Annotated in this window: 16 protein-coding genes; 14 read left to right on the plus strand and 2 right to left on the minus strand. The window is 69.4% G+C overall.

What is annotated here, in order from left to right:
* The 5 genes from VF584_12035 to VF584_12055 all read left to right on the plus strand — a co-directional run bounded on the left by VF584_12035 (nucleotide 1) and on the right by VF584_12055 (nucleotide 7,697).
* On the plus strand, nucleotides 1-312 hold the full coding sequence (locus VF584_12035; protein ID HEX8210896.1) for a colicin immunity domain-containing protein: 312 nt from the start codon (nucleotides 1-3) through the stop codon (nucleotides 310-312).
* Between the two features lie 305 nt (nucleotides 313-617).
* A complete protein-coding gene (locus VF584_12040) occupies nucleotides 618-1,595 on the plus strand; it encodes an MBL fold metallo-hydrolase (protein ID HEX8210897.1) in 978 nt (325 codons plus the stop codon).
* A 140-nt stretch (nucleotides 1,596-1,735) separates the two neighbouring features.
* Nucleotides 1,736-2,092 (plus strand): 6-carboxytetrahydropterin synthase QueD, encoded by a 357-nt coding sequence (gene queD, locus VF584_12045; GenBank protein ID HEX8210898.1) that lies wholly within the window; start codon nucleotides 1,736-1,738, stop codon nucleotides 2,090-2,092.
* Nucleotides 2,093-2,509: 417 nt separating this feature from the next.
* Nucleotides 2,510-5,749: a DNA/RNA non-specific endonuclease gene (locus VF584_12050; protein HEX8210899.1), complete on the plus strand. Its 3,240-nt coding sequence runs from the start codon at nucleotides 2,510-2,512 to the stop codon at nucleotides 5,747-5,749.
* 682 nt (nucleotides 5,750-6,431) lie between these two features.
* The gene (locus tag VF584_12055) at nucleotides 6,432-7,697 is read left to right on the plus strand and encodes an IS110 family transposase (protein ID HEX8210900.1); all 1,266 of its coding nucleotides are present in this window, start codon (nucleotides 6,432-6,434) and stop codon (nucleotides 7,695-7,697) included.
* A 116-nt stretch (nucleotides 7,698-7,813) separates the two neighbouring features.
* On the opposite strand, the gene VF584_12060 is transcribed toward VF584_12055, so the two are convergent.
* A complete protein-coding gene (locus VF584_12060; GenBank protein HEX8210901.1) occupies nucleotides 7,814-8,794 on the minus strand; it encodes a GntR family transcriptional regulator in 981 nt (326 codons plus the stop codon).
* Between the two features lie 281 nt (nucleotides 8,795-9,075).
* Here VF584_12060 and VF584_12065 point away from each other — a divergent pair, with 281 nt between their 5' ends.
* Entirely contained in the window at nucleotides 9,076-10,401 is a 1,326-nt protein-coding gene (locus tag VF584_12065) for a hemolysin family protein (protein ID HEX8210902.1), read from the plus strand.
* A complete protein-coding gene (locus VF584_12070; GenBank protein ID HEX8210903.1) occupies nucleotides 10,394-11,722 on the plus strand; it encodes a hemolysin family protein in 1,329 nt (442 codons plus the stop codon). Before VF584_12065 ends, VF584_12070 begins: the two co-directional genes overlap by 8 nt.
* Nucleotides 11,723-11,968: 246 nt before the next feature.
* Here the strand turns inward: VF584_12070 and VF584_12075 are convergent, their stop codons facing one another.
* Complete coding sequence (locus VF584_12075) at nucleotides 11,969-12,583, minus strand: SEC59/DGK1/VTE5 family protein (protein ID HEX8210904.1); 615 nt, start codon at nucleotides 12,581-12,583, stop codon at nucleotides 11,969-11,971.
* A gap of 292 nt (nucleotides 12,584-12,875) precedes the next feature.
* Between VF584_12075 and VF584_12080 the strand changes: the two genes are divergently transcribed.
* The 7 genes from VF584_12080 to VF584_12110 all read left to right on the plus strand — a co-directional run bounded on the left by VF584_12080 (nucleotide 12,876) and on the right by VF584_12110 (nucleotide 22,173).
* Nucleotides 12,876-14,087: an aminotransferase class V-fold PLP-dependent enzyme gene (locus VF584_12080; protein ID HEX8210905.1), complete on the plus strand. Its 1,212-nt coding sequence runs from the start codon at nucleotides 12,876-12,878 to the stop codon at nucleotides 14,085-14,087.
* Nucleotides 14,084-15,274: an NAD-dependent epimerase/dehydratase family protein gene (locus VF584_12085; protein ID HEX8210906.1), complete on the plus strand. Its 1,191-nt coding sequence runs from the start codon at nucleotides 14,084-14,086 to the stop codon at nucleotides 15,272-15,274. The genes VF584_12080 and VF584_12085 overlap by 4 nt, the downstream gene beginning before the upstream one ends.
* 129 nt (nucleotides 15,275-15,403) lie before the next feature.
* Nucleotides 15,404-16,534, plus strand: coding sequence for a glycosyl hydrolase family 8 (locus VF584_12090; GenBank protein ID HEX8210907.1), 1,131 nt, complete (start codon nucleotides 15,404-15,406; stop codon nucleotides 16,532-16,534).
* 160 nt (nucleotides 16,535-16,694) lie between these two features.
* Nucleotides 16,695-18,683 (plus strand): LTA synthase family protein, encoded by a 1,989-nt coding sequence (locus VF584_12095; GenBank protein HEX8210908.1) that lies wholly within the window; start codon nucleotides 16,695-16,697, stop codon nucleotides 18,681-18,683.
* 161 nt (nucleotides 18,684-18,844) lie between these two features.
* The gene (locus VF584_12100; protein ID HEX8210909.1) at nucleotides 18,845-19,984 is read left to right on the plus strand and encodes a cellulase family glycosylhydrolase; all 1,140 of its coding nucleotides are present in this window, start codon (nucleotides 18,845-18,847) and stop codon (nucleotides 19,982-19,984) included.
* Nucleotides 19,985-20,031: 47 nt separating this feature from the next.
* Nucleotides 20,032-21,063 (plus strand): hypothetical protein, encoded by a 1,032-nt coding sequence (locus tag VF584_12105; protein ID HEX8210910.1) that lies wholly within the window; start codon nucleotides 20,032-20,034, stop codon nucleotides 21,061-21,063.
* A gap of 117 nt (nucleotides 21,064-21,180) precedes the next feature.
* Nucleotides 21,181-22,173, plus strand: a complete 993-nt coding sequence (locus VF584_12110) for a hypothetical protein (GenBank protein ID HEX8210911.1) — start codon at nucleotides 21,181-21,183, stop codon at nucleotides 22,171-22,173.
* The last annotated feature ends 91 nt before the right edge of the window (nucleotides 22,174-22,264 follow it).

The following is a 22,264-nucleotide window of genomic DNA, read 5'->3' on the forward strand; positions in this document are numbered from 1 at the left end:
TTGGATCCCTACATCGAGCTCCTCGCTGCATTTGTGGAACGAGGCACCCTGGACGACTCGGAATTCGAGGAGCGGTTCTTCGCGCTTTTCAAGGGCGACACGACGATGTTTCCGGATGATGAGTTCCTCGTCCTCGACAAGCTGTTTGGAGATGTTGACGCGTACGAAAGGGACCCTGGTCTTCGCGGCGGGGCGTACCTCGACGAAGCCGGCCTTCGAGCCAGTGCTCACGAGGCTCTAGCAAAGCTACGGGACTTTGCGGCTGCCTTGGTGTGGGGACCTTCGGTGGTACCCCAGCGAGACATGCTCTAGCCCCGTCGGCTCAATGGGATCGTGGTAAAGTTTGACCCGGGACGCACTTACAGTCTCATCATGGAGGGGTCCCCCCACCGGCGTCTTCCGCGGTCCCAAAGGCTACCCCGCTCCAAGAGGGCGTCGTGGAGTTCCCCCACCACCGCCGTCCGGCCCTAGCCGCGGTTTTGCGTCCACCTGCGTCTGACCGGTGAGGTCCGCACGGGTGGCGTTGTTCGAGAGGCCGCTGCCGGAGCAATTCTTGTTGTAGCGCCGGGGAGGGCGCACGAGTCGCGCCCGCGAACCCACCAACCCAGGAGTGGTCGATGTCTCTCACCCGCCGCGACTTCCTCGCCGCCTCCGCCGTGACGCTCGGCGCGTTCGCCGGGCACCCGTTTCACCTGCTCGCGCAGGTGACGCAGCAGGGGGTGTTCACGCCCGTACGCCGAAACGTGGGCACGTTCACGATGCGGGGCGGAACCGTGGGGTGGCTCGTGAACCCGCGCGGCGTCGCGGTGGTGGACACGCAGTTCCCCGCGGAGGCGCGGGCGCTGCTCGCGGGCCTGCAGGAGCGGTCGCGCAACCGGGGGGTCGACGTGCTGATCAACACGCACCACCACGGGGACCACACGGGCGGCAACGGCGTCTTTCGCGGGGTCGCGCGGCGCGTGGTGGCGCACGGGATGGCGGACCAGCACATGCGCCGCGCGCCGCAGCCGCCCCAGCAGGCGCAGCCTGCGCAGCCACCGCAGCAGCCGCCCATGGAGCCGCCGCGGACTCAGGCGCCGCCTGTGGAGCCGCTATACCCGGACACGACCTTTACGCACAGCTGGTCCACCGAGATCGGCGACGAACGCATCGTCGCGCGGCACCACGGGCGCGGGCACACAAGCGGCGATGCGGTCATCACCTTCGAGCGCGCGAACGTAGTGCACATGGGGGACCTCGGGTTCCACCGCCGCCATCCCGTCGTGGACCGCGCGGCCGGCGCCTCCATGCGAAACTGGGCGCGGCTGCTGCGGCACGTCGTGAACTCGCACGCGCGTGACACCATCTACATCTTCGGCCACGCAAAGGAAGGGCTGCCGGTCACCGGGAGCGGAGCGGAGCTGCTGCAGTTCCGCGACTACCTCCAGGCCGTGCTCGCGTTCGCCGAGCGGCATGTGGCGGCGGGCCGCTCGCGCGGGGAGATCCTGGCGATGCGCGCGCCGCTCCCCGGCTTCGAGGCGTGGGGACCGTTCGGGCAGGCCGGCACGCGCGACCCGATCAGCGTGGCCTACGAGGAGGTGACCACGGGAGCGTAGTGCCCACCGGGTGGCCCCCGGCGCTCTGGACGGGCGGCGGGGGCGCGGTGTAGATTCGCGGCGCGGGCGAAGGTTTGCAGGGGGCCGGGGTCCATCGTCGCGGTGGACCCTTTTTCGTATTGGAACGCGAGGCGGGGGGCATGGAGATCTTCAAGGAGTTCACCTTCGAGGCGGCGCACAGGCTCCCCAACGTGCAGGAGGGGCACAAGTGCGCGCGGCTGCACGGCCACTCCTTCCGCGTGAAGCTGTACGTGAGCGGCCCCGTGGACCCGCACGCGGGATGGGTGATGGACTTCGCCGAGCTCAAGCGCGCCTTCCGCCCGCTGCACGACGTTCTGGACCACCACTACCTCAACGACATCGAGGGGCTGGAGAACCCCACCAGCGAGAACATCGCGCGGTGGATCTGGACGCGCCTTCGTCCCGCGCTGCCAGGTCTCAGCAAGGTGGCGGTGCGGGAGACGTGCACGTCCGGGTGCGTGTACCGGGGCGAGTGAACGAACCGCATGGCTCACACAGAGCCACAGAGCCACAGAGAGAACAGCTAAAAGGTTGTTCTCTGTGGCTTGCAGCTCCTTCTGTGCTCTCCGTGTGATGCTCTTTCAGTAGTTTTCTCTGCGCCTCCGAGTCTCCGGGTGAAACAATTCCTCCGGATGCCTGCACGGGAGTGTCGGAAAGGTGTGCGAACTCGCCCCGCACAGCGCCGACGACACCTTGGTGGTTGACATGCAAGCCGTTTATTAGCATATTGTTACATCAGGTCGTTGCCAGTATGAGGGAAACGGATTATCGTTGTGCGCACGGATCGGGGAGGCCTCTGGCTGAACCGACCCGTTGTTTTTGTCCCGCAGGTCCTACCGGTCGTTTCCGCCCCGCGCGGAAGTCTCTCCCGACATCCCTTACCGCGAGCTGTCATGCTGACGAAGTTGCTTCGGGCCGCAGGTGCGATGGTGCTGGCTGCTGCGCTGGTGTCGTGCTCCGATGGAAACATGCTTGCCCCGTCGCCGGGCGAGCTGCGGCTCACAACCGCGTCGACAGGCGGCGTCGTCATCAGCCAGGTGTACGGCGGTGGCGGTAACAGCGGTGCGACCTACAAGAACGACTTCATCGAGCTGTTCAACTCCAGCGCGTCGCCGATCTCGGTGGACGGCTGGTCGGTGCAGTACGCGTCCTCCACCGGCAGCAGCTGGACGAAGACGAACCTCACCGGCACCATCGCGGCGGGCGGCTACTACCTCGTGCAGCAGTCCGCGGGTACGGGCGGCACCACGAACCTTCCGACGCCGAACGCCATCGGCACCATCACGATGAGCGGTACCGCGGGCAAGGTCGCGCTGGTGAACAACGCGACGGCGCTCACCGGCACCTGCCCCACGGCGGGTGTGGTCGACTTCGTGGGCTTCGGCGCGGCGAACTGCTCCGAGGGGAACTCGCCCACGCCGACGCTCAGCAACACCACGGCGGCCATCCGCCTGGGCGACGGCTGCAAGGACACCGACGTCAACTCCGCCGACTTCGCGACCGGCGCGCCGGCCCCGCGCAACTCGGCGTCCGCCACGAAGACCTGCGAGACCACGCCGGTGCGCCCGGTGGTGACCGTCACCGTCGCGCCGACCGAGGCCGCGATCACCGTCGGCACCCAGCAGGAGCTGGTGGCGACGGGCAAGGACGATTCGGGCAACACGGTATCCGGCACGACCTTCACCTGGACCACCAGCAACGCCGCGGTCGCCACGGTCAGCGCGACGGGCGTAGTGACCGCCGTCGCGCCGGGCACGACGACGATCACCGCCACCACGCCCAACAACGTGGCCGGCAGCGCGACCATCACGGTGAGCGCCGCAAGCGGCTCGGCGAGCAACGTGCGCGTCTCGGAGTTCCACTACGACAACGAAGGGACCGACGCGGGTGAGTCGATCGAGATCGAGGGCGACGCGAACGGCTCGGTGACCGGGTGGAGCCTGGTGCTCTACAGCGGCTCGACGGGCTCGTCCACGCAGGGGCAGTCGTACGCCACCATCGCGCTCACGGGCACCATTCCGAGCACCTGCGGCACGCGCGGCGTCCTGACGTTCGCGGCGGCGGGGATGCAGAACGGCGACAAGGACGGCTTCGCGCTGGTGAACGCCGCTGGCGCCGTGGTCGAGTTCCTGTCCTACGAGGGGAGCTTCACCGCCACCACCGGTCCGGCCGCGGGGATGACTTCGACGGACGTGGGGGTGGATGAGGATCCGGCTCCGGCCGCGGGCCGCTCGCTGCAGCGCGCCGGCAACGGCAACTGGTTCGGGCCGGCGACCGCCACCTTTGGCGCCTGCAACGCGGCCACGCCGCCCCTTCCGCAGACGGGGATCACCTTCACCGGCCGCCACCCGACCACTGACCCGGCGCTGCCGATCGGAATGCAGGACCAGCTCTTCGCCACGCTGCGCGACGCGGGCACGGGCGCGACCATCCCCACCACCTTCGCGTGGAGCTCGGAGACCCCGGGCATCGGCACGGTGGACAAGGACGGCGTGATCACCGCGGTCTCGGCGGGCACGGCGGTCTTCCGCGCCACGGCGACGGACGGCACTACGGCCACCTACTCGCTGCCGATGCACGTGGCGACGGCGAGCCAGACGGCGCAGTACGGCCACAACACCGAGTTCGGCGAGCCGGCGGACGCCGACGCGAGCGACGACCACATCCTGCGCTACTCGCAGTTCACCTCGTCGTTCAACCGCAACCGCAACACCCCCAACTGGGTGAGCTACAACATCGACGCCACGCACTTCGGCGCCGAGGACCGCTGCGACTGCTTCACCTACGACAGCGCGCTGCCGGCCGACTTCCCCAGCTACACCACGGCGGCGTACACCGGCGCGGGGACGTTCCACGGCTACGGCATCGACCGCGGCCACCTGGCCCGCTCGTTCGACCGCACGGCCGGGAGCCTGGACAACGCGCACACGTACTACTTCAGCAACATCATCCCGCAGGCCGCGGACAACAACCAGGGCCCCTGGGCGTTGATGGAGAACTACCTGGGCGACCTGGCCCGGCGGGACAACAAGGAAGTGTTCGTGATCGCGGGCGTCGCCGGCAGCAAGGGGACACTGAAGAACGAGGGCCGCGTCGTGATCCCGGCGCAGACCTGGAAGGTTGCGCTGATCATGAACCGCGACCAGGGCCTGGCGAACGTGGACAGCTACGACGACGTCGAAGTGGTCGCCGTCATCATGCCGAACGACGCAGGCATCCGGAACGTCCCGTGGGACACGTACAAGACGACGGTGGACGCGGTCGAGGCGATCAGCGGCTACGACGTGCTGGCCGCGCTGCCGGACAACGTGGAGCGGGTGGTGGAGAGTGGGACCCGCGCGCCCACGGCGCGCACCGACGGCCCGTACGTGGGCGCCGAGGGCTCGCCGATCTACCTGAGCGGCAACGCCTCCACCGATCCGGATGGCGACGCCCTGACCTTCGCGTGGGAGTTCGGCGACGGCACCACGGGCACGGGCGCCACGCCGAACCACACCTACGCCGACAACGGCACGTACCAGGTGAAGCTCACCGTGACGGACGTGTACGGCGCGGAGAACAGCACGACCACGCAGGTGGTGGTGGCCAACGTGGACCCGGCGGTGCACGTCTTCGCCGGCGCGACGATCTACGCCGGTGAAACTTACAGCGGCTCCACCACCTTTGCCGATCCGGGCGCGGACCAGTGGACGGCCACGGTGGACTACGGCGACGGCAGCGGCGTGCAGCCGCTGGCGATCGCGGGGAACGGGATGGTGCTCGCGCACAGCTACACCACCGCCGGCAGCTACACCGTCACGGTGACGGTGCGCGACGACGACGGCGGCGTGGGCACGCGGACGGCGACGGTGACGGTGCAGAGCCCGTCGCAGGGTGTCGACAACCTCCAGGCGGTGGTTTCCACGCTGGAGCGCACCGGCAGCCTGAGCCGCGGCAACGCCAACGCTCTCATGGCTACGCTGCGCGCCGCGGCCGCCTCGCTGGACCGTGGCGACGAGATCCCCGCCGTGAACCAGCTGGAAGCCTTCATCAACCAGGTCGACGCGATGGTCCGCAGCGGCCGCCTGACGCAGGCCGAGGCCGACGCGATGACGGCCGCCGCCCGGCGGGTCATCAGCAGCATCCAGATGTAGTCTCGCTGGGCAGGCAGGGCAGGATGCGGGGCCCGGAGGCGACTCCGGGCCCCGCTTTTTGGCCCCCTCCCCCGCTCGTCACCTCGCGGCCCCTCCCCCAATAACTACCTGGGGGAGGGGCGTTGGCGTGCATGGGTGTGTGGGTGCGGGGTTCGGTGCGGCGGATGGCACGGGCAGCCACGTGGGGCGGCCCCTACCTGGTTCGGGTGCCGAGGGGCGCGGACCGAGGTGGGGGCAAGGGTGGGCAGAAACGCAGGTCCGCCCCTACCGGATTGTCGGGTGGGGCAACCGTCGAAGCAGGCGGAGGGTGGGCGCGATGAATCGCGCCCCTACCGGATTCCGTGCGCGGTCAGGCGGGGCCGCGGGTCAGCCCCCTTATAGCTACTCCGGAGTTATCCATGAGCCGCGAGGAGAGTGCCTGGGGCGTGTTACTCCCCGCAGCGGCTTGTGGATAACTCCGCCGACGGATAATCGTATTGCTGACACGCACCGTTGCGCTACGAATATTGCCCCCGTTCGCGGCAAACGAATAGGGAGAGAAGTACGAGCGCGGCGGTGTGCTTCGGTCCAGGACGAATCCTCTGGATGCTGACCCGCGTGTCGAGGTCTCGCCTATAAGGCTTTCGCGGGTCGAAGCCGTGTGTGTCTTTTCCTCCACTCCTCTCACGGGAGCGCGCGTGCCATGGGAGAAACGCTCGTACTCGCCGCCCGGATCGGGATCGACTGGGCAGACGACCACCACGACTTCTGCTTGCAGGAGACCGGATCGAGCCGGATCGAGGCCGGCCGCATCCCGCAGGACCCTCAGTTCCTCAGCGAGTGGATCGCGGGGCTGCGCCAGCGCTTTGGCGGCCGGCCCGTCGGCATCTGCCTGGAGACCTCGCGTGGGCCGCTCGTCGCCTCGCTCATCGAGCACGAGTTCATCGTGCTCTTCCCGGTGAACCCACGCACGCTGAAGCGCTTCCGCGAGACCTTTGCCCCCAACGGTGCCAAGGACGATCCGGAGGACGCCGGCCTCCTGCTGGATCTCCTCAGCAAGCACGAGGATCGCCTGCATCGCTGGACCCCCGACGATGCCGAAACGCGCGCGATCATGCGTCTGGCCGAGGCGCGGCGAAAGGCCGTGGACCTGCGCACCAAGCTCACGAACCAGCTCGGCTCCGAGCTGAAGGGCTACTTCCCGCAGGCGCTTTCCTGGGCCGGCGAGCTGGATGCCCAGCTGGCCACGGACTTCCTCCAGCGCTGGCCTACGCTCAAGGACGTGCAGAGGGCGCAGGCGCAGACGATCCGGAAGTTCTACTACGGCCACAACTGCCGTAACTCGGAGCTGATCGAGAAGCGGATCGCGGAGATCCGCAGCGCGGTCCCGCTGACGAACGATCCCGCGATCGTCGAGATCTCCACGATGACCGTGCTGATGCTCGCCCGCCAGATCGAGGCGCTGCGCCCGAGCATCGCCCAGTACGACAAGGAGATCGCACGGCGTTTCGGCGCCCATCCGGACGCACACCTTTTTGAATCCCTGCCTGGCAGCGGTGCCGTGATGGCGCCGCGGCTCCTGAGCGCCTTCGGCAGTAAGCGCGATCGCTTCCAGGCGGCGAGCGAAGTGCAGGAGTACAGCGGTATCGCACCCGTGGTCAAGCGGAGCGGGAAGCAGTCGCAGACCACCTGGAGATGGGGAGCACCGAAGTTCGTCCGCCAGAGCTTTCACGAATTCGCTCGCCTCTCGATCCGCAGCTCGGCCTGGGCTTCGGCCTACTTCCAGCTGCAGCGGGAACGCGGAAAGTCGAAGCAGGCAGCCATACGGGCGCTGGCGTTCAAGTGGATCCGCATTATCTACCGCTGCTGGAAGGAACGTACGCCGTACAACGAGGCTCAATACGTCAAGGCACTGGTGGAGCGCGGGTCGCCCCTGGCGTCACGAATCAGCCTGGCGGCCGCCGCCTGAACCGAAAAGCCTTGACGGACCACCTCAGATGTCTCTCTCGATAACAGAGGGCGCAGCCCTCTCCTGTTATCGAGAGAGGGGGCCGGCGAGTGTAACGAGCCGGGGGTGAGGGCCCCTCACCCGTCCGCCGACCCCTCGATTCCCCGCGACCCCGACCCCGACGCCTCCACGTTCAACCGGATGAGCAGCCCCAGCAGCTCGCGCGCGGTCTGCGGGGAGAGGGTGGGGGAGTGCGGGACGAGGAGGGGGAGGCGCACCTCGCCGAGGCGCGCGCGGGCGGCGCGGGTCAGCATCACCGGCTCGCGCGGGTCCAGCGCGGCCACGGCTTCCGGGTCGTCGGCCAGTACTACGCGGAGCTGGTCGGGGCGCTCGATCAGGTCGGTGTACATGGCGCGCATCCGGTTGCCGAACTCGGCCTCCACCGCCACGATCGTCACCCCGCTCTCGCGAAGGCGGCGCTGCACGGTGTCCACCACCTCGGAGTTCACCGTCAGGGTGACGGCGGGGATCCCCACGTTTTCCGCGGCCTTGCGCACCAGGCGCGAGTGGTAGCTGGTGGTGACCACCATGTGCACCGCGCGCAGCGCGTCCTCCACCGCGTGGAACTCCACCGAGCGGTCGGGGCGGGGAAGGGGGACGGGCGAGATCCGCACCGGCACCGGCTCCAGCCCGAAGTCGTTGGCGAGCTCGTGGCAGTAGGCGGTCATCTGGTCCTCGTTGCTCTCCACCACGGCGCACTGGATGCGCGTGGTGGTGGTGCAGCGGCGGATCAGCTCGGGGACCTCGTGCACCGTCATCCGGCGCTTCCACGCCTCCACCAGCACCCCGGCCATCCACCGCGCCGTCTCCGCCAGCAGCTCGCCGCCCAGCTGGTCCTGCGGCGCCAGGTACACGCCGGAGCGGCCGCGGACCTCCACCAGCCCCTCGTCTTCCAGGGTGCGGTAGGCCTGCGCCACCACGCGGTGGTCCACCCCCATCTCGCGCCACAGCGCGCGGATGCTGGGGAGGCGGTCTCCGGGGTGGAGGAGGCCCAGGTGCAGGGCGTTGAGGATGCGGTCGCGGAGCCGGTCGCTCAGCTCGGTTACCGGGTCGGTCACTCGCGTCTCCTGGGGGCGGGGTGCGGCACGGCGGGGCACCCTGTGCATGGGATGGCGACAAAAGTGGCCCCGGAAGCCGGGCCTCCGCAAGGCGCGCGGAATGTTCCGTGCGTGCAGGGGTGCGGATGCCCGGGCGCGCCACACGTCTTGCGTGCGGCGCGCCCACCCCGTAGCGTGCGGATGCGCCTGTGCGCGCCCGCCTCCCCCAGCCCCCGCTTCACTTGCGAACGTCTGCGGCCGCGTACCGCGGGTTGCGACCCCACTCTCCCCGCTGAGGAGCGATGCTGGGGCCTTTCTTCGTCATCTGCATCCTCATCGTACTCACCGCCTTCTACGTGGCCGCGGAGTTCGCGGCGGTCTCTGTGCGCAAGGGCCGCATCCGGCAGCGCGCCGAGGACGGCGACGCCCTTTCCGTGCGCCTCCTTCCCATCCTGGAAGACCCGGTGAAGCTGGACCGGTACATCTCGGCCAGCCAGATGGGGATCACCCTCACCAGCCTCCTGGTGGGCGCCTTTGCGCAGGCCACCATCGCGGTGCGGCTGGCGCCCGTCTTCGAGGGGTGGGGATGGTTCGGGAGGGCGGCCTCCGTATCGGCCGCCACCATCGCGGTGCTGGTGGTGCTGACCTCCGCGCAGATGGTGCTGAGCGAGCTGGTGCCCAAGTACCTCGCCCTGGCCCGGCCCACCGAGGTGGCGCGCTTCACCGTGCTGCCGATGACCTGGTCGCTGCGCGCGTTCTCCTTCTTCCTCAACATACTCAACGCCAGCGCCGCCTTCGTGCTGCGCCGGGTGGGGCTGGAGGCGGTGGGGCACGGCCACATCCACTCGCCGGAGGAGATCGACCTGCTGATCGCCGAGAGCCGCGACGGGGGGTTGCTGGAGCCGGACGAGCACCGGCGGCTGCGGCGCGCGCTGCAGCTCGGCATCCGCCCCGCGAGGCACCTCATGGTCCCGCGCCAGGAGATCGCGGCGGTGGACCTGGACACGCCGGTGGAGGAGGCGATGGAGATCATGGGCGCCTCCCCGTACACCCGCCTCCCCGTCTACCGCGGCGACATCGACCACTTCGTGGGGCTGCTGCACACGCGCGACCTCTTCGTGCGCCGGCTGGACCCCACGCCGCTCGCCTCGCTGGCGCCGCTGGTGCGCCCCATCCTTTCCGTGCCCGAGAACGTGACGGCGGAGGCGCTGCTGGCCCGCATGCGCGAGGGGCGCAGCCACCAGGCGCTGGTGCTGGACGAGTTCGGCGGGGTGAGCGGGCTGGTGACGCTGGACGACGTGCTCACCGAGGTGATGGGCGGGATCGCGGACGAGTTCAAGGGCGAGGACCCCGGGCCCGAGGTGCTCTCCGACGGACGCGTGCGCCTTCCCGGCTACCTGCGGCTGGATGAGGTGGAGCCCTGGATCGGCGTGCTGCTGGAAGGCGAGTCGGACACGCTGGGCGGGCGCGTGACGGAGGAGCTGGGGCGCGTGCCGGACCCGGGGGCGCAGGTGACGATCGAGGGGGTGGCGCTGGAGGTGGAGGCGGTGGAGCACCACGCCGTCACCTGGGTGGTCGCCACCCCGCTCGTCCCGCTGAAGCCGCACGGCGAGGACGGCGATGGGTGAGCTGCTGACCGTGGTCATCGTGCTGGCGCTGGTGCTGGCCAACGGGCTCTTCGTGGCGGCGGAGTTCGCCATCGTGGGGGTGCCGCGCGTGGCCATCGAGCGCCGCGCCGCCGCCGGCGACCGCGTGGCGCGCACGGTGCTCGGCATCATGCGCGACAACCGGCGCCGCGACCGCTTCATCGCCACCGCGCAGCTCGGCATCACCGTGGCGTCGCTGGGGCTGGGCATGTACGGCGAGCACAAGCTGGCGGAGTGGTTCGGCCGCATGCTGCACTCGGCCGGGGCGGGGGACTGGCGCTGGCTTCCCGCGCACACGCTGGCGAGCGTGCTGGCAGTCATCATCCTCACCTACCTGCACATCGTGCTGGGGGAGATGATTCCCAAGTCGATTGCCCTGCAGCGCGCCGAGCGCACGGTGCTCTGGGTGACGCCGGTGCTCCTGCTGGTGCAGCGGATCACCCTTCTCCTCATCATCTTCCTGTCGTTCCTGGGGAACGCGCTGCTGCGCCGCTTCGGGATCAACCGCGCCGAGCTGCAGCCGGAGCAGGTGAGGACGCCGGAGGAGCTGCAGTACATCATCCGCGAGAGCGAGGCGGGGGGGATGCTGCGCCGCGACACGGCCAACGTGGTGCAGGAGCTCCTGGAGCTGGGCGACCTCACGGCGGGCGAGGTGATGGTGCCGCGCGTGAGGATCACGGGCATTCCCGTGGGCGCCAGCTTCGAGCAGGTGACCCGCATCGTGAGGAGCACGCCGCACACGCGCTACCCCATCTACGACGAAAGTCTGGACAACATCGTGGGAATGGTGCATATAAAGGATCTCTTCCACCGCCTCCGCCAGGGGCGCGCCGTGCACGCCAACGACGCCCGCCCCGTCCCCTACGTTCCCGAGACCGCCGACATCGACACCGTCCTCCACGCGATGCGCACCGCGCGCACGCAGCTCGCCGTCGTCATGGACGAGCACGGCGGCACCGCGGGGATCGTGACCATCGAGGACCTCTTCGAAGAGGTGGTGGGCGAGATCGAGGAGGGATTGCACACCCGCCCCGAGGTCTTTCGCGACGAGGAGGGCCGCGTGGTGGCCGAGGGCACGGTGCGGCTGGACGAGGTGGGCGACTTCCTGGGCGTCGTCCTGGAGCACGAGGAAGTGGACACCGTCAGCGGCCTGGTCCTCGCCGAGCTGGAGCGCCCCCCCCTCGTAGGCGACGCAGTGGAGTACGACGGCGTCCGCTTCGAGGTCACAGAGGTCGAGGGCCACGGCGTCCGCCAGGTAGTCGTCACCGCGGTGCGGGCGCCGCTGCCGGGGCCGCCGGAGTGAGGAGAGGTGCGTAAGTGCGCGAGTGCGTGAGTGCGTTGAACAGCGGCAGAACCGCCCGTGTCCTGCCCCGGAACCGCCGCCCGCGATACGCACCGCATCCGTAGGGCCGCCCCGCGTGGCTGCCCGTGCCTTCCCCCGCGCCGCTCGGGGCACCCCGCGCAGACGCACGCAAACCGCCCCTCCCCCAGGTAGTTAGTGGGGGAGGGGCCGCGAGGTGACGAGCGGGGGTGGGGGCCCGCCGCCCCCTCACATCATCGCCACCGCCCACGCCGCCCCCGCCCCCCCAAGCGTCACCCGCAGGTTGTCGTCCAGCGGGAGGGGCAGGAACTCGACGACCGCCGCCACCAGCGCCCCAGCCACCGCGGACGCCGGGGTGATCCCGGGCACGACGAAGCCCAACGCGAGGCACACCACCAGCGCCGCCGCGAACCCTTCCCAGCTCTTCCCCCACGCCGTTCGGTGCCGCCCGAACCGCTTCCCCACCAGCGCCGCCGCCGCGTCGCCCAGCCCGTTGTACAGCATCCCCGCGACCGCGATGGGCTTGGGAAAGAGGACGATCGCCGCCGCGTAGGCCAGCGCCATGTAGGTGCCGCCCGCCAGCCCGCGACGCTCGTGGGGGCGCAGCATGGTGCGCGTGAGGCGCAGGAAGTGGTAGCGCGGCCCGCGGAGCCGCAGGCGCGCCACGTCCACCCCCATCGCGATCACGGCCAGCGCCACCAGCCCCGCCGTCGCCGTGGCGCGGGGAAGGAGCCAGACCAGGAGCGGGAGCGCGACCGAGGAGATGTGGAACGCCTTGCGCGCCGCCTCCCGGCGCAGCGATCCGCGCATGGGGCGGGTACGGACTGCGTCGGGTGGGCGCATCGGGAGGGTCGTGGCAGGGGGTGTGGAGGCGGCGGGCGGCACGGCGGAAGCTATCACCGCGGCGCTTCCGAGGCTACGCACCAGGTGTAAAATTCTGTGCTGGCCGTAACGATCTTTGCCACCTCTGTGCGGACCGTGGGGTGGATGGGCGTTGAGGGACGAACAGAGCCGCAAGGAAACTGCTACAAAACGTGCAGAAAATCCACTAGATTGCACGGGTTTACCTGCTACACAGCACAACGGACCATCTGGCCGCGGAATTGCCTTTAGCCGGCCGATGGGAGGAAATCCGATGCGTGAAAGAAAACTCGAATCGCTCCGGCGGATGGAGACGGAGGCGGGGATGATGCCGCCCACCATCGCCTACAACCCGGGGACGATGACCGATCCGCTGCCCGCGGTGGAGCGCGCCATGGCCGCGTTCCGCCGCCGCATTCGCGGCAACCCGCTGGCTGCGTACGCCCAGGCGCGCGCCGTCCTGGGCGAGCTGCGCCCGCTGGCCGCCGAGGTGTTCGGCGGCACGGCGGGGGAGTGGGCCTTCGCGGACGGCCACACCGCCACCATCGACCGCCTGGCCGACTCGCTCGCCGGGCTCCTGGTGGGTGCGGCGGTGTACAGCACCGACGGCGAGCACGTGGGCGGCGTGGGCGCCTTTGCGGCGGACCCGCGCTTCAAGCTCGTGCAGGTGAGCCCGGAGGCCATCGTGGACACTCCGGGGCGGCTGTACTTCCTCTCGCACCTCACCTGGGACACCAACCGCGACCTCAGCGCGCAGATCCGCGCGCTGGTGCGCCGGCCCGACTCGCCCATCGTGGTGGTGGACGGTACGCAGGCGTTGGGGCAGATCGACGTGGACGTGGCGGCGCTGGGGTGCCACGCCTACGTCGCCAGCGGTCACAAGTGGCTGGGCGGGCCGCACGGCAGCGGGCTCCTCTACCTGCGCCACAACGTGATCGAGGAGTGGCCCTGCCCCTTCCGCGCAGGCGAGCCGCTCTGCGCGGAGCTCCCCATCGGGCGCTGGGAGCCGCGCGGGGGGCAGGACTTCTCCCGCATCGCCGGCCTCGCCGCGGCGGTCCGCGCCTTCCAGTGCCACGCGCGGCCCGGCCGTCCCATCCGCGAACGCTTCGAGGCGAAGGTGAAGGCGGTGCTTGGCGCACGGGCCCGCGTGGCGCAGGCCTCGGCGGCGGACGGGCGGGTGGTGGCGCTGGAGCTGGTGGGGATGGACGTGTACCCGGTGTACCGCGCCCTCGCCGAGCGCGGCGTCGCGGTGAAGTGCGTCAAGACGCGGGGGAAGACCCTCGCGGGCGAGGGCGTCGAGGTGCTGCGGATCGGCTTCCCCTGGTGGGCTGACGAGGCGGACATCGACCGCGCGGTGGAACTGCTTGGCGCCGTGGTGGAGGAGATGGAAGAGGTGCCCTCCCTGGCAGGGCGCGCACCGCAGGAGAGGGGGCAGCTCCGCGCCGTCTCCACGATTACTACACGCCGCGCTCTGGAGGCGCTGTGAGTATTCTTGTACTTGGCGCGGATGGCTACCTGGGGTGGGCGCTGACCTCTCACCTGGCCATGACGGTGAAGGAGCCGATCCTGGCGGTCGACGATCTCAGCAAGCGGCGCCGCGTGGCGGCCTCGGGGCACGAGAGCGCGATCCCGGTGCTCCCCTTCAACGAGCGCATCCGCCAGCTCCGCCGCGTCACTGGGCGGCGCGACGTGGCGGGGATCGAGGCGGGGGTGGTGGAGTGCGTGGACGAGCTGGTGAAGGGCACGCGCCCGCGCACCGTGGTGCACCTGGCGCAGATCCCGTCCGCCCCGTTCTCAATGCAGTCGTTCGCCGCCGCGCGGGAGACGCTGGAGAACAACGAGGTAGGCAATCTGGCCGTGCTCTTTGCCCTCCGCGACCGCTCGCCGGACACGCACCTGGTGAAGATGGGGAGCATGGGCGAGTACGCGCAGTGCGGCGTGTCGCTGGGCGAGGGGTACGTGGAGGCGACGCTGGACGGCGAAGAGACCTGCCGCCCTGTTCCCTTTCCGCGCGAAGCGGACGACGTGTACCACGTCACCAAGATCAACGACACCAACTTCCTGTCGATGGCGTGCCGCGTGTGGAGCCTCGCCTCCACGGATGTGATGCAGAGCGTGGTGTACGGCGTGTCGACACCGCTGTCGCGCGAGCATCCGCAGCTCGCCACGCGCTTCGACTGCGACCCGGTGTTCGGATCGGTGCTCAACCGCTTCGTGGCGCAGGCCGTCCGCGGCACGCCGCTCACCGTGCATGCCGGCGGCACCTCCAGCACGGGGCTGATCGCGCTGCAGGACACCATAGCGGCGCTCTCCTACTGGATTCAGCACCCCGCCTCCGCCGGCGAGCACCGGGTGATCAACCAGGCGGTCGAGACGCGCACCACCGTGCTGGAGATCGCGCACCTGGTGCAGCGGCTGGCGGCCGAGCGCGGGATCGAGGTGGAGCTGTGCCACAAGCTCGACCCGCGCCACGAGCTGGAGCGTCCCAGCCGTGGCGGCCCCGCGCGCAACCTGCGCCTGCGCCAGACCGGCATCCCCACGCTGAAGCTGGAAGACGGCGTCCGCCAGCTGATGGACGACCTCCTCTCCTGCGGCGAAAGCCTCTCCGGCGCCTCCACCCTCCCCTCCGTGGACTGGAAGGCCGGCGCTCCGGAGATGGAAGTGCTGCTCTAGATCCCCAACTGCAGCCTCGCACAGAGACACAGAGGGAACGGCAAGAGCAACGGAAAGTGGTTTCTTTCTGTTCCCCTTGTGGTTCCCTCTGTGGCCTCTGTGTGATGCTGTTTTTTCCCATTTGAGACGATGCGTACCAGGAATTTCGCGATGGCACTTGCGGCGCTCTCGCTGGCCGCGTGCGATACGGGGCGCGCGCAGCAGGTGCAGCCGCCGCGCCGGGTGTACGCGTGCGCCGCGAGCATGGCCCCCGACCAGCGCGCCGCCGATGCCGAGCTCCGCACCGGCTACGCGGCATGGCGCCAGCGCTACGTCACCAGCCGCGGCGCGGGGGGATTCCTGCGCGTGGCCATCGGCACCGGAAGAAACGACAAGACCGTGTCCGAGGGGATCGGCTACGGAATGCTGCTGGCCGCGTACCTGGACGACCAGGCCACCTTTGACGCGCTGTGGGCCTACGCGAAGCGCTACCGCAACGCGCGCGGCCTCATGGCGTGGGAGATCGAGGCCAGCGGCGCGCGGCCCCCGGGCGCCGGCGCCGCCGCCACCGACGCGGACGAGGACATGGCGTTCGCGCTGGTCGTGGCGGACCGGCGCTGGGGCGGGTACCGCGCCGAGGCGGTGGGGCTGATCGGCACGCTGATGCGGCACGCGGTGGAGCCGGGCACTTTTGTTATGAAGCCGGGCGACATCTGGGGAGGGTCGGAGATCACCAACCCGTCGTACTTCGCTCCCGCCTATTACAAGGTGTTCGCGCGCTACACCGGCGACGCGCGCTGGAACCGCGTCGTGGAGAGCAGCTACCGCATCATGGACCGCGTGGCGGCGCGCAATGCCACGGGGCTTCAGCCGGACTGGACGAACTCGGCCGGCGAGCCGCTGCGCAACCATCCCGGCCGCGGCTACGACTACACGTACGACGCCGCGCGCGTCCCCTGGCGCCTCGCCAAAGACGCGGCCTGGAACTGCGATCCGCGCGCGCGCCGCCACCTGGAGCGGATGAACGGATTCTTCCGGCGCGTGGGCGCCCGCAACATCCTGGACGGCTACACCATGGCCGGGCGCGCCACCGCCGAGTCGCACAACGCCGTCTTCGTCGCGCCGGCGGCGGCGGCGGCGATGATGTCCGGCGACGCGCAATACCGCGCCTCCATGTGGGCGGAAATGGTGCGCGTGCGCGACCGCGCCTATTACGGAGACTCACTCCGCCTCCTCGCGCTCCTCCTGGCCAGCGGCAACATGCCGCCCCCGCGCCTGTAAAGCTTTTTGACGGCGGCGCACCTCCGGGATTCGGCACACGCCTTGCCTTTCTGCACCAGAAACCGGTCACAGTTCGGGCCGTAAACGGCACCGCTCCAGCAGCTTGCGGGGAGCGCGCCGGCAGAGATGGGAACGCGTTACGGCACCCCGGAGGTCCCGCATGTTCGTATCGTTTTTTGCCACGCCCGCCGTATTCCGCACGCCCAGCGGCAAGCGCGCGCTCGCCGTGGAGTACGGGCCCGTCCTGCTGCTGCTCTTCGCCACCTGGGTGAAGCTGTTCTACGTGGCGATCCCGCAGGGGGAGGCGGTGGCGGAGTCGTGGTACCACTTCAGTCCGCGGCTGGCGGTGCAGGGGGGCGCGGCGAACTTCGCGGCCGTGATCGCGCTCGCGGCACCCCTCCTCCTCTTCTCTCCCATGGCGCGGCTGGCGGCGTTCTGGCTGCTGAACGTGGTGGTGACGATGATCGTCCTCTCCAACGTGCTGAACCTCCGCTTCTTCGGCGACATCCTCTCGGTCTCCTCTTCGACCGACGCCAGCCAGCTCCCGCTCGTCATCGACAGCATCATCACCCTTCTGCGCCCGGCCGATGCGCTGCTCTTCGTGGACATCGCCGCGGCGATCGCGCTGGTGCCGTGGTACGCGCGGCGCGTGCACCGGGGTGCGGATGCCGGACGTTCGCTGCGCCGGGCGCTGGCCGGCCGCGCCGCGGTACTGGGCGGGGCGATGCTGCTGCTCATCCCGGCGCCGATCGTGGCGCTGGACCTGGAGGAGACCTTTCGCTACGACTTCTTCCGCTTCATCGGCGCCCGCCAGATCGGGGTGCTCAACTACCACTTCTACGAGGGCGGGCGCAGCGTCTATCGCGGTTGGATCGCCGGCCAGGCCGTGAGCGACGAGGACCGGCGCGATACCGAGCGCTACCTGCGAAGGTGGCGCGCCACGGCGGCCGCGCCTTCGGAGATGTTCGGGGTGGCGAAGGGGAAGAACGTCATCCTGGTGATGGTGGAGGCGCTGCACTCCTTTCCCATCGGGATGCGCGTGGATGGGCGGGAGGTGACGCCCAACCTGAACAGGCTGGCGGGGCAGAGCATCTACTTCGAGAACTTCTACCGGCAGGCGTGGGACGGGCGCACGGCGGACGGCGAGTTCATCTCGCTGCAGTCGCTGCATCCCCTCCCCGCGGGCGCGGTGACGACCACTTATCCGACGCACAACTACCGCGGCCTGCCAGAGATCCTGGCGGAGCGCGGCTACTCCACCATGGCGGCCCACGCGTACTACGGAACGCTCTGGAACAAGCGCGACATCAACCGGAGCCTGGGCTTCCAGCGGATGTACTTCCGCGAGGACTACCGCGGCAAGGAGAACGTCGGCCTGGGGCTGGGCGACGCCGACTTCTTCCCGCAGACCATCCCCATGCTGAAGCGTGAGCGCGCGCCCTTCCTGGGGTACCTGGTGACGCTCAGCACGCACCACCCGTACAACATCCCGCGGGAGCTGAAGAAGTTTCCGGTGGCGGGCCTGGAGGGGACGCTCCTTGGCGACTACCTGCACACGGTGCACTACCTGGACGCGGCGCTGGGCGACTTCGTGAAGAAGCTGGAGGAGGAGGGGCTGCTGGACGAGTCCGTCCTGGTGGTGTACGGCGATCACGACGCGCAGCTCGGCCCGCCGGAGCACCTGGAGAAGCTGCTCACCGAACACGCCGGCTTCGGGCGGCGCGCCCCCGGCTTCGACGCGCGCTACTGGCGCGAGGAGAACCGCCTTCCCCTCATCGTGCGCCTCCCCAACGGCGAGCACGCGGGGGTGCGCACCACCAGCGCTGGGCACGTGGACGTGGCGCCGACGGTGCTGGGGCTGCTGGGGATCGGCAACCACGACATGGTGATGATGGGGCGCGACCTCACGCAAAACAGGGACGCGCCGGTGGTGTTCCGCGACGGGAGCTTCGTCCTTGGCAACACCGTGTGCCTGCCGCGCATCTCCGGGTCCGGCTGCTCCGACGTGCGCACCGGCTCCGCCGTCGATCCGGCCCCCCTGCAGGCGCACTTCGCCGAGGCTCGGCGCCAGCTCGACGTATCGGACATGGTGCTGATGGGGAACCTGATACCCCTTGCTCCCGTTCGGGAACAAAAGGAGGCACAATGAGCATCCGATGTGGGTATAGCTGTTGCACTGGAGACCGAACGGTGGGCCCAATCCAGGCCCCCGCACCCCTGCGCACCGAAAAAATGCACAACCCCATACAGCCCCAGGCGCGGAGCATCCGCCGGCGGCCTTCGGCACGCCTCCGCACCGCGGCGAACGCGATGCTGCTGACCCTGCTCGCCGCGGCGTGCGGCGTCACCGACTCCCCGCCGGCCGCGCTGAACTGCGATACGCCGGGCGTGGTGAAGTCCGGCGACACCGAAATTCCGGTGGCGCCGGGCGGCTACGCGGCGGTGGGGAACAAGATCATCAACTCCGCCACCTGCCAGCCGCACCGCTTCGTGGGCGTGTCGCGCCCGCCGCTGGGCTACCGCCCGGCGGACGAGCGCATGGTGGGCGCCCTGGCCGCGGCCGACTTCGCCACCATCCGCAGCTGGAAGGCGAACGTGGTGCGCATCGAGGTGTCGCAGAACTTCTGGGTCCCCTCGGCCCGCTGGTACGACCCGGCCTACCCCGGGCGCGTGGACGAGGCGGTGAAGGCGGCGCGGGCGGCCGGGCTCAGCGTGATCCTGGCGCTGCAGACCAGCGACCGCGGCGATCCCAACTACCCGGGCGACATCTACAACTCCAACCCGCAGCAGGAGATGGCGGACGTCAACCACTCCGTCCCCTTCTGGCGGGATCTGGCCTCGCGCTACAAGGACGACGGCAACGTCCTCTTCGACCTGTTCAGCGAGCCGTTCTGGGCGTTCCAGGGGTACAACTCCAACTGGGACATCTGGCTGAACGGCGGGCGGGTGCCGGCGGCGCGGGTGTACGACGAGCCCCGCCCGGCGTACCAGGCCGCCGGGATGCAGCAGCTCTACGACGTGGTGCGCAGCACCGGCGCGCAGAACATGGTGATCATCGCCGGCACGCACTGGGGCTACTACCTGGACTCCATCCCCAAGTACCGCGTGAAGGGGCACAACATCGCCTACTCCGCGCACCCGTGGGACTGGGTGGACAAGCAGCCCGACCGGTGGGAAAAGGATTGGGCCTTCCTGGCGGAGACCGACCCGGTGATGCTCACCGAGACGGGGAACTACAACTGCACCACCGGCTACCTTCCCAAGGTGCTGGACAAGGCGGACGAGCTGGGGATCTCGTGGGTCGCGTGGAGCTGGAGCGTGGCCACCGGCGCTCCGGACCAGGCGGTGGGGAACGAGCCCACCTGCAAGGCGTTCGACCTGCTGACCGACTGGTCGGGGACGCCGAGCTACGCGGGGCGGGTCGTCAAGGACCGGCTGGCGCGCTACTGACCTTCCACTCCGCTTGAACAGTCCCTGCGTCGCCGGGGCGGGCCTCCGTGCCCGCTCCGGCGACGCGCCACATCGGCCCGACCATGCGCAAGCTGAGTGAAAAGACGGTTCTCCTCTTCTTCGAAGACCACGTGACGGACCGCTGGGTGCGCGGCGACCGGCACCTGAAGCGGCTGGCGCGCCGCGCCTATCACACCTTCACCCGGCGTCAAAAGGTCACCGGCTTCCAGGTCTGGTACCAGCTCCTGGTGCGTGCGCTGCGCGACGCGGGCTACGATGTGCGGACCAACGACTACCGCCTCGCCCGCCGCCACCCCGAGCACCCCGTGGGCGTCACGGGCTACCCGCACATCATGGACGGGTGGAGCCTCCCCAACCCGGCCGTGCTGGGCCCCGGCCTCTTCGATCACCCCAAGGTGGCGCCGGGGCTGATGGAGGACCCACGGTACCGCTCGTACATCGTGACCTGCGACTGGATGAAGCGCATGTTCGAGCCGTACTACGGCGATCGCTGCGTGAGCTGGCACGCGGGGATCGACCTGGCGGAGTGGCCGGACACGCGCCCGCTGAAGAAGCCGGTGGACGTGCTGATCTACGACAAGATTCGCTGGGAGCGCGACCGCTACGAGCCCGGCCTGCTGGAGCCGGTCCGCCGCCACCTGGAGTCGCGCGGCCTCAAGGTTGAGTACGTGCGCTACAAGTTCTACGACCACGCCACCTACCGCGACCTGCTGCGCCGCTCGCGCTCCATGCTCTTCCTCTGCGAGCACGAGACGCAGGGGATGGCGTACCAGGAGGCGCTCGCGTCCAACGTCCCGGTGCTGGCCTGGGACAACGGCTTCTGGCAGGACCCCGAGCGCCTGCGCTACGAGGCCGGCCCCGTGCCCGTCACCTCCGTGCCTTACTTCTCGGAGGAGTGCGGCGAGCGGTTCGGTGACATCGGCGAGTTCGAGGAGGTCTTCGAACGCTTCTGGTCGCGCCTGGACAGCTACGAGCCGCGCGCGTACGTCGCCCGCGAGCTCAGCTTCGCCGGGTCCGCGGAGCTCTACATGAAGTGCTACACCGAAGCCGCGCGCTGACCGGGGTGAAAATGGTCTCACGCTAAGACGCAAAGGCGCGAAGAAAGTACTTCGGTGTCTTTCCTTTGCGTCTTCGCGCCTTTGCGTGAGGCCCTTCTTTTTTAGTGGGGATGTAGCATGTCTGAGCTCGGCGCGAACACGGTGCTGCTGTTCTACAAGGATTACGAGACCGACCGGTTCATCCGTGGCGACAGGTACCTGAAGCGCCTGGTGCGGCCCCTGTACGACCGGCTGCACCGGCGCAAAAAGGTTACGGGCTTCGCGGTCACGTACCAGCTCATGGTGCGCGCGCTGCGGGAGCAGGGCTACGACGTGCGCTCCAACGACTACCGGACCGCGCGGAAGCATCCCGAGCACCCGGTGGGGCTCTTCGGCTTCTCGCACATCCTGGACGGGTGGGACCTCCCCAATCCCCGCGTGCTGGGCGTGGGGATGTACGATCATCCCCGCCTCGCGCCCGACCTGATGAAAGACCCGCGCAACCGCTTCTATCTCGTGCCCAGCGAGTGGGTGCGGCGCATGTTCGAGCCGTTCTACGGCGACCGGTGCGGCGTGTGGCACGCGGGAATCGACCTGGCGGAGTGGCCGGACACGCGGCCCTACGAGAAGACCGTCGACGTGCTGGTGTACGACAAGATCCACTGGGACCGCGAGCGGCTGGAGCCGGAGCTGCTGCACCCCATCCTCGCCCGCCTGGAGCGCGACGGCCTGCGCACGGAGGTGCTGCGCTACGGCGGCCACGACCGCGCCGGCTATCGCGCCGCCCTGGGCCGCGCGCGCTGCATGATCTTCCTGGGCGAGCACGAGACGATGGGCCTCGCGTACCAGGAAGCGCTGGCGTCCAACCTCCCGATCCTCGCGTGGGACATCGGCTTCTGGCAGGACCCGCAGCGCGCCGAGCACGACCTCGGCTCCGTCCCCGCCACCTCCGTCCCCTACTTCTCGGACGAATGCGGCGACCGCTTCCGCGGCCCGCACGACTTCCCCGAAGCCTTCGACCGCTTTTGGCCCCGCCTCGCCAGCTACGAGCCTCGCCGGTTCATCGCCCGCGAAATGACACTCGAAAAATCGGCCCAGCTGTACATGAGCTACTACAGCCAGGCCTTCTAACAAACAGGGCCTCACGCGAAGACGCTAAGCCGCAAAGAAAGTACTTCCGTGCCTTTCCTTTGCGTCTTAGCGGCTTTGCGTGAGATTGCTG

The sequence above is a fragment of the Longimicrobium sp. genome (assembly GCA_036389135.1).
In the GTDB taxonomy this organism is placed as follows: domain Bacteria; phylum Gemmatimonadota; class Gemmatimonadetes; order Longimicrobiales; family Longimicrobiaceae; genus Longimicrobium.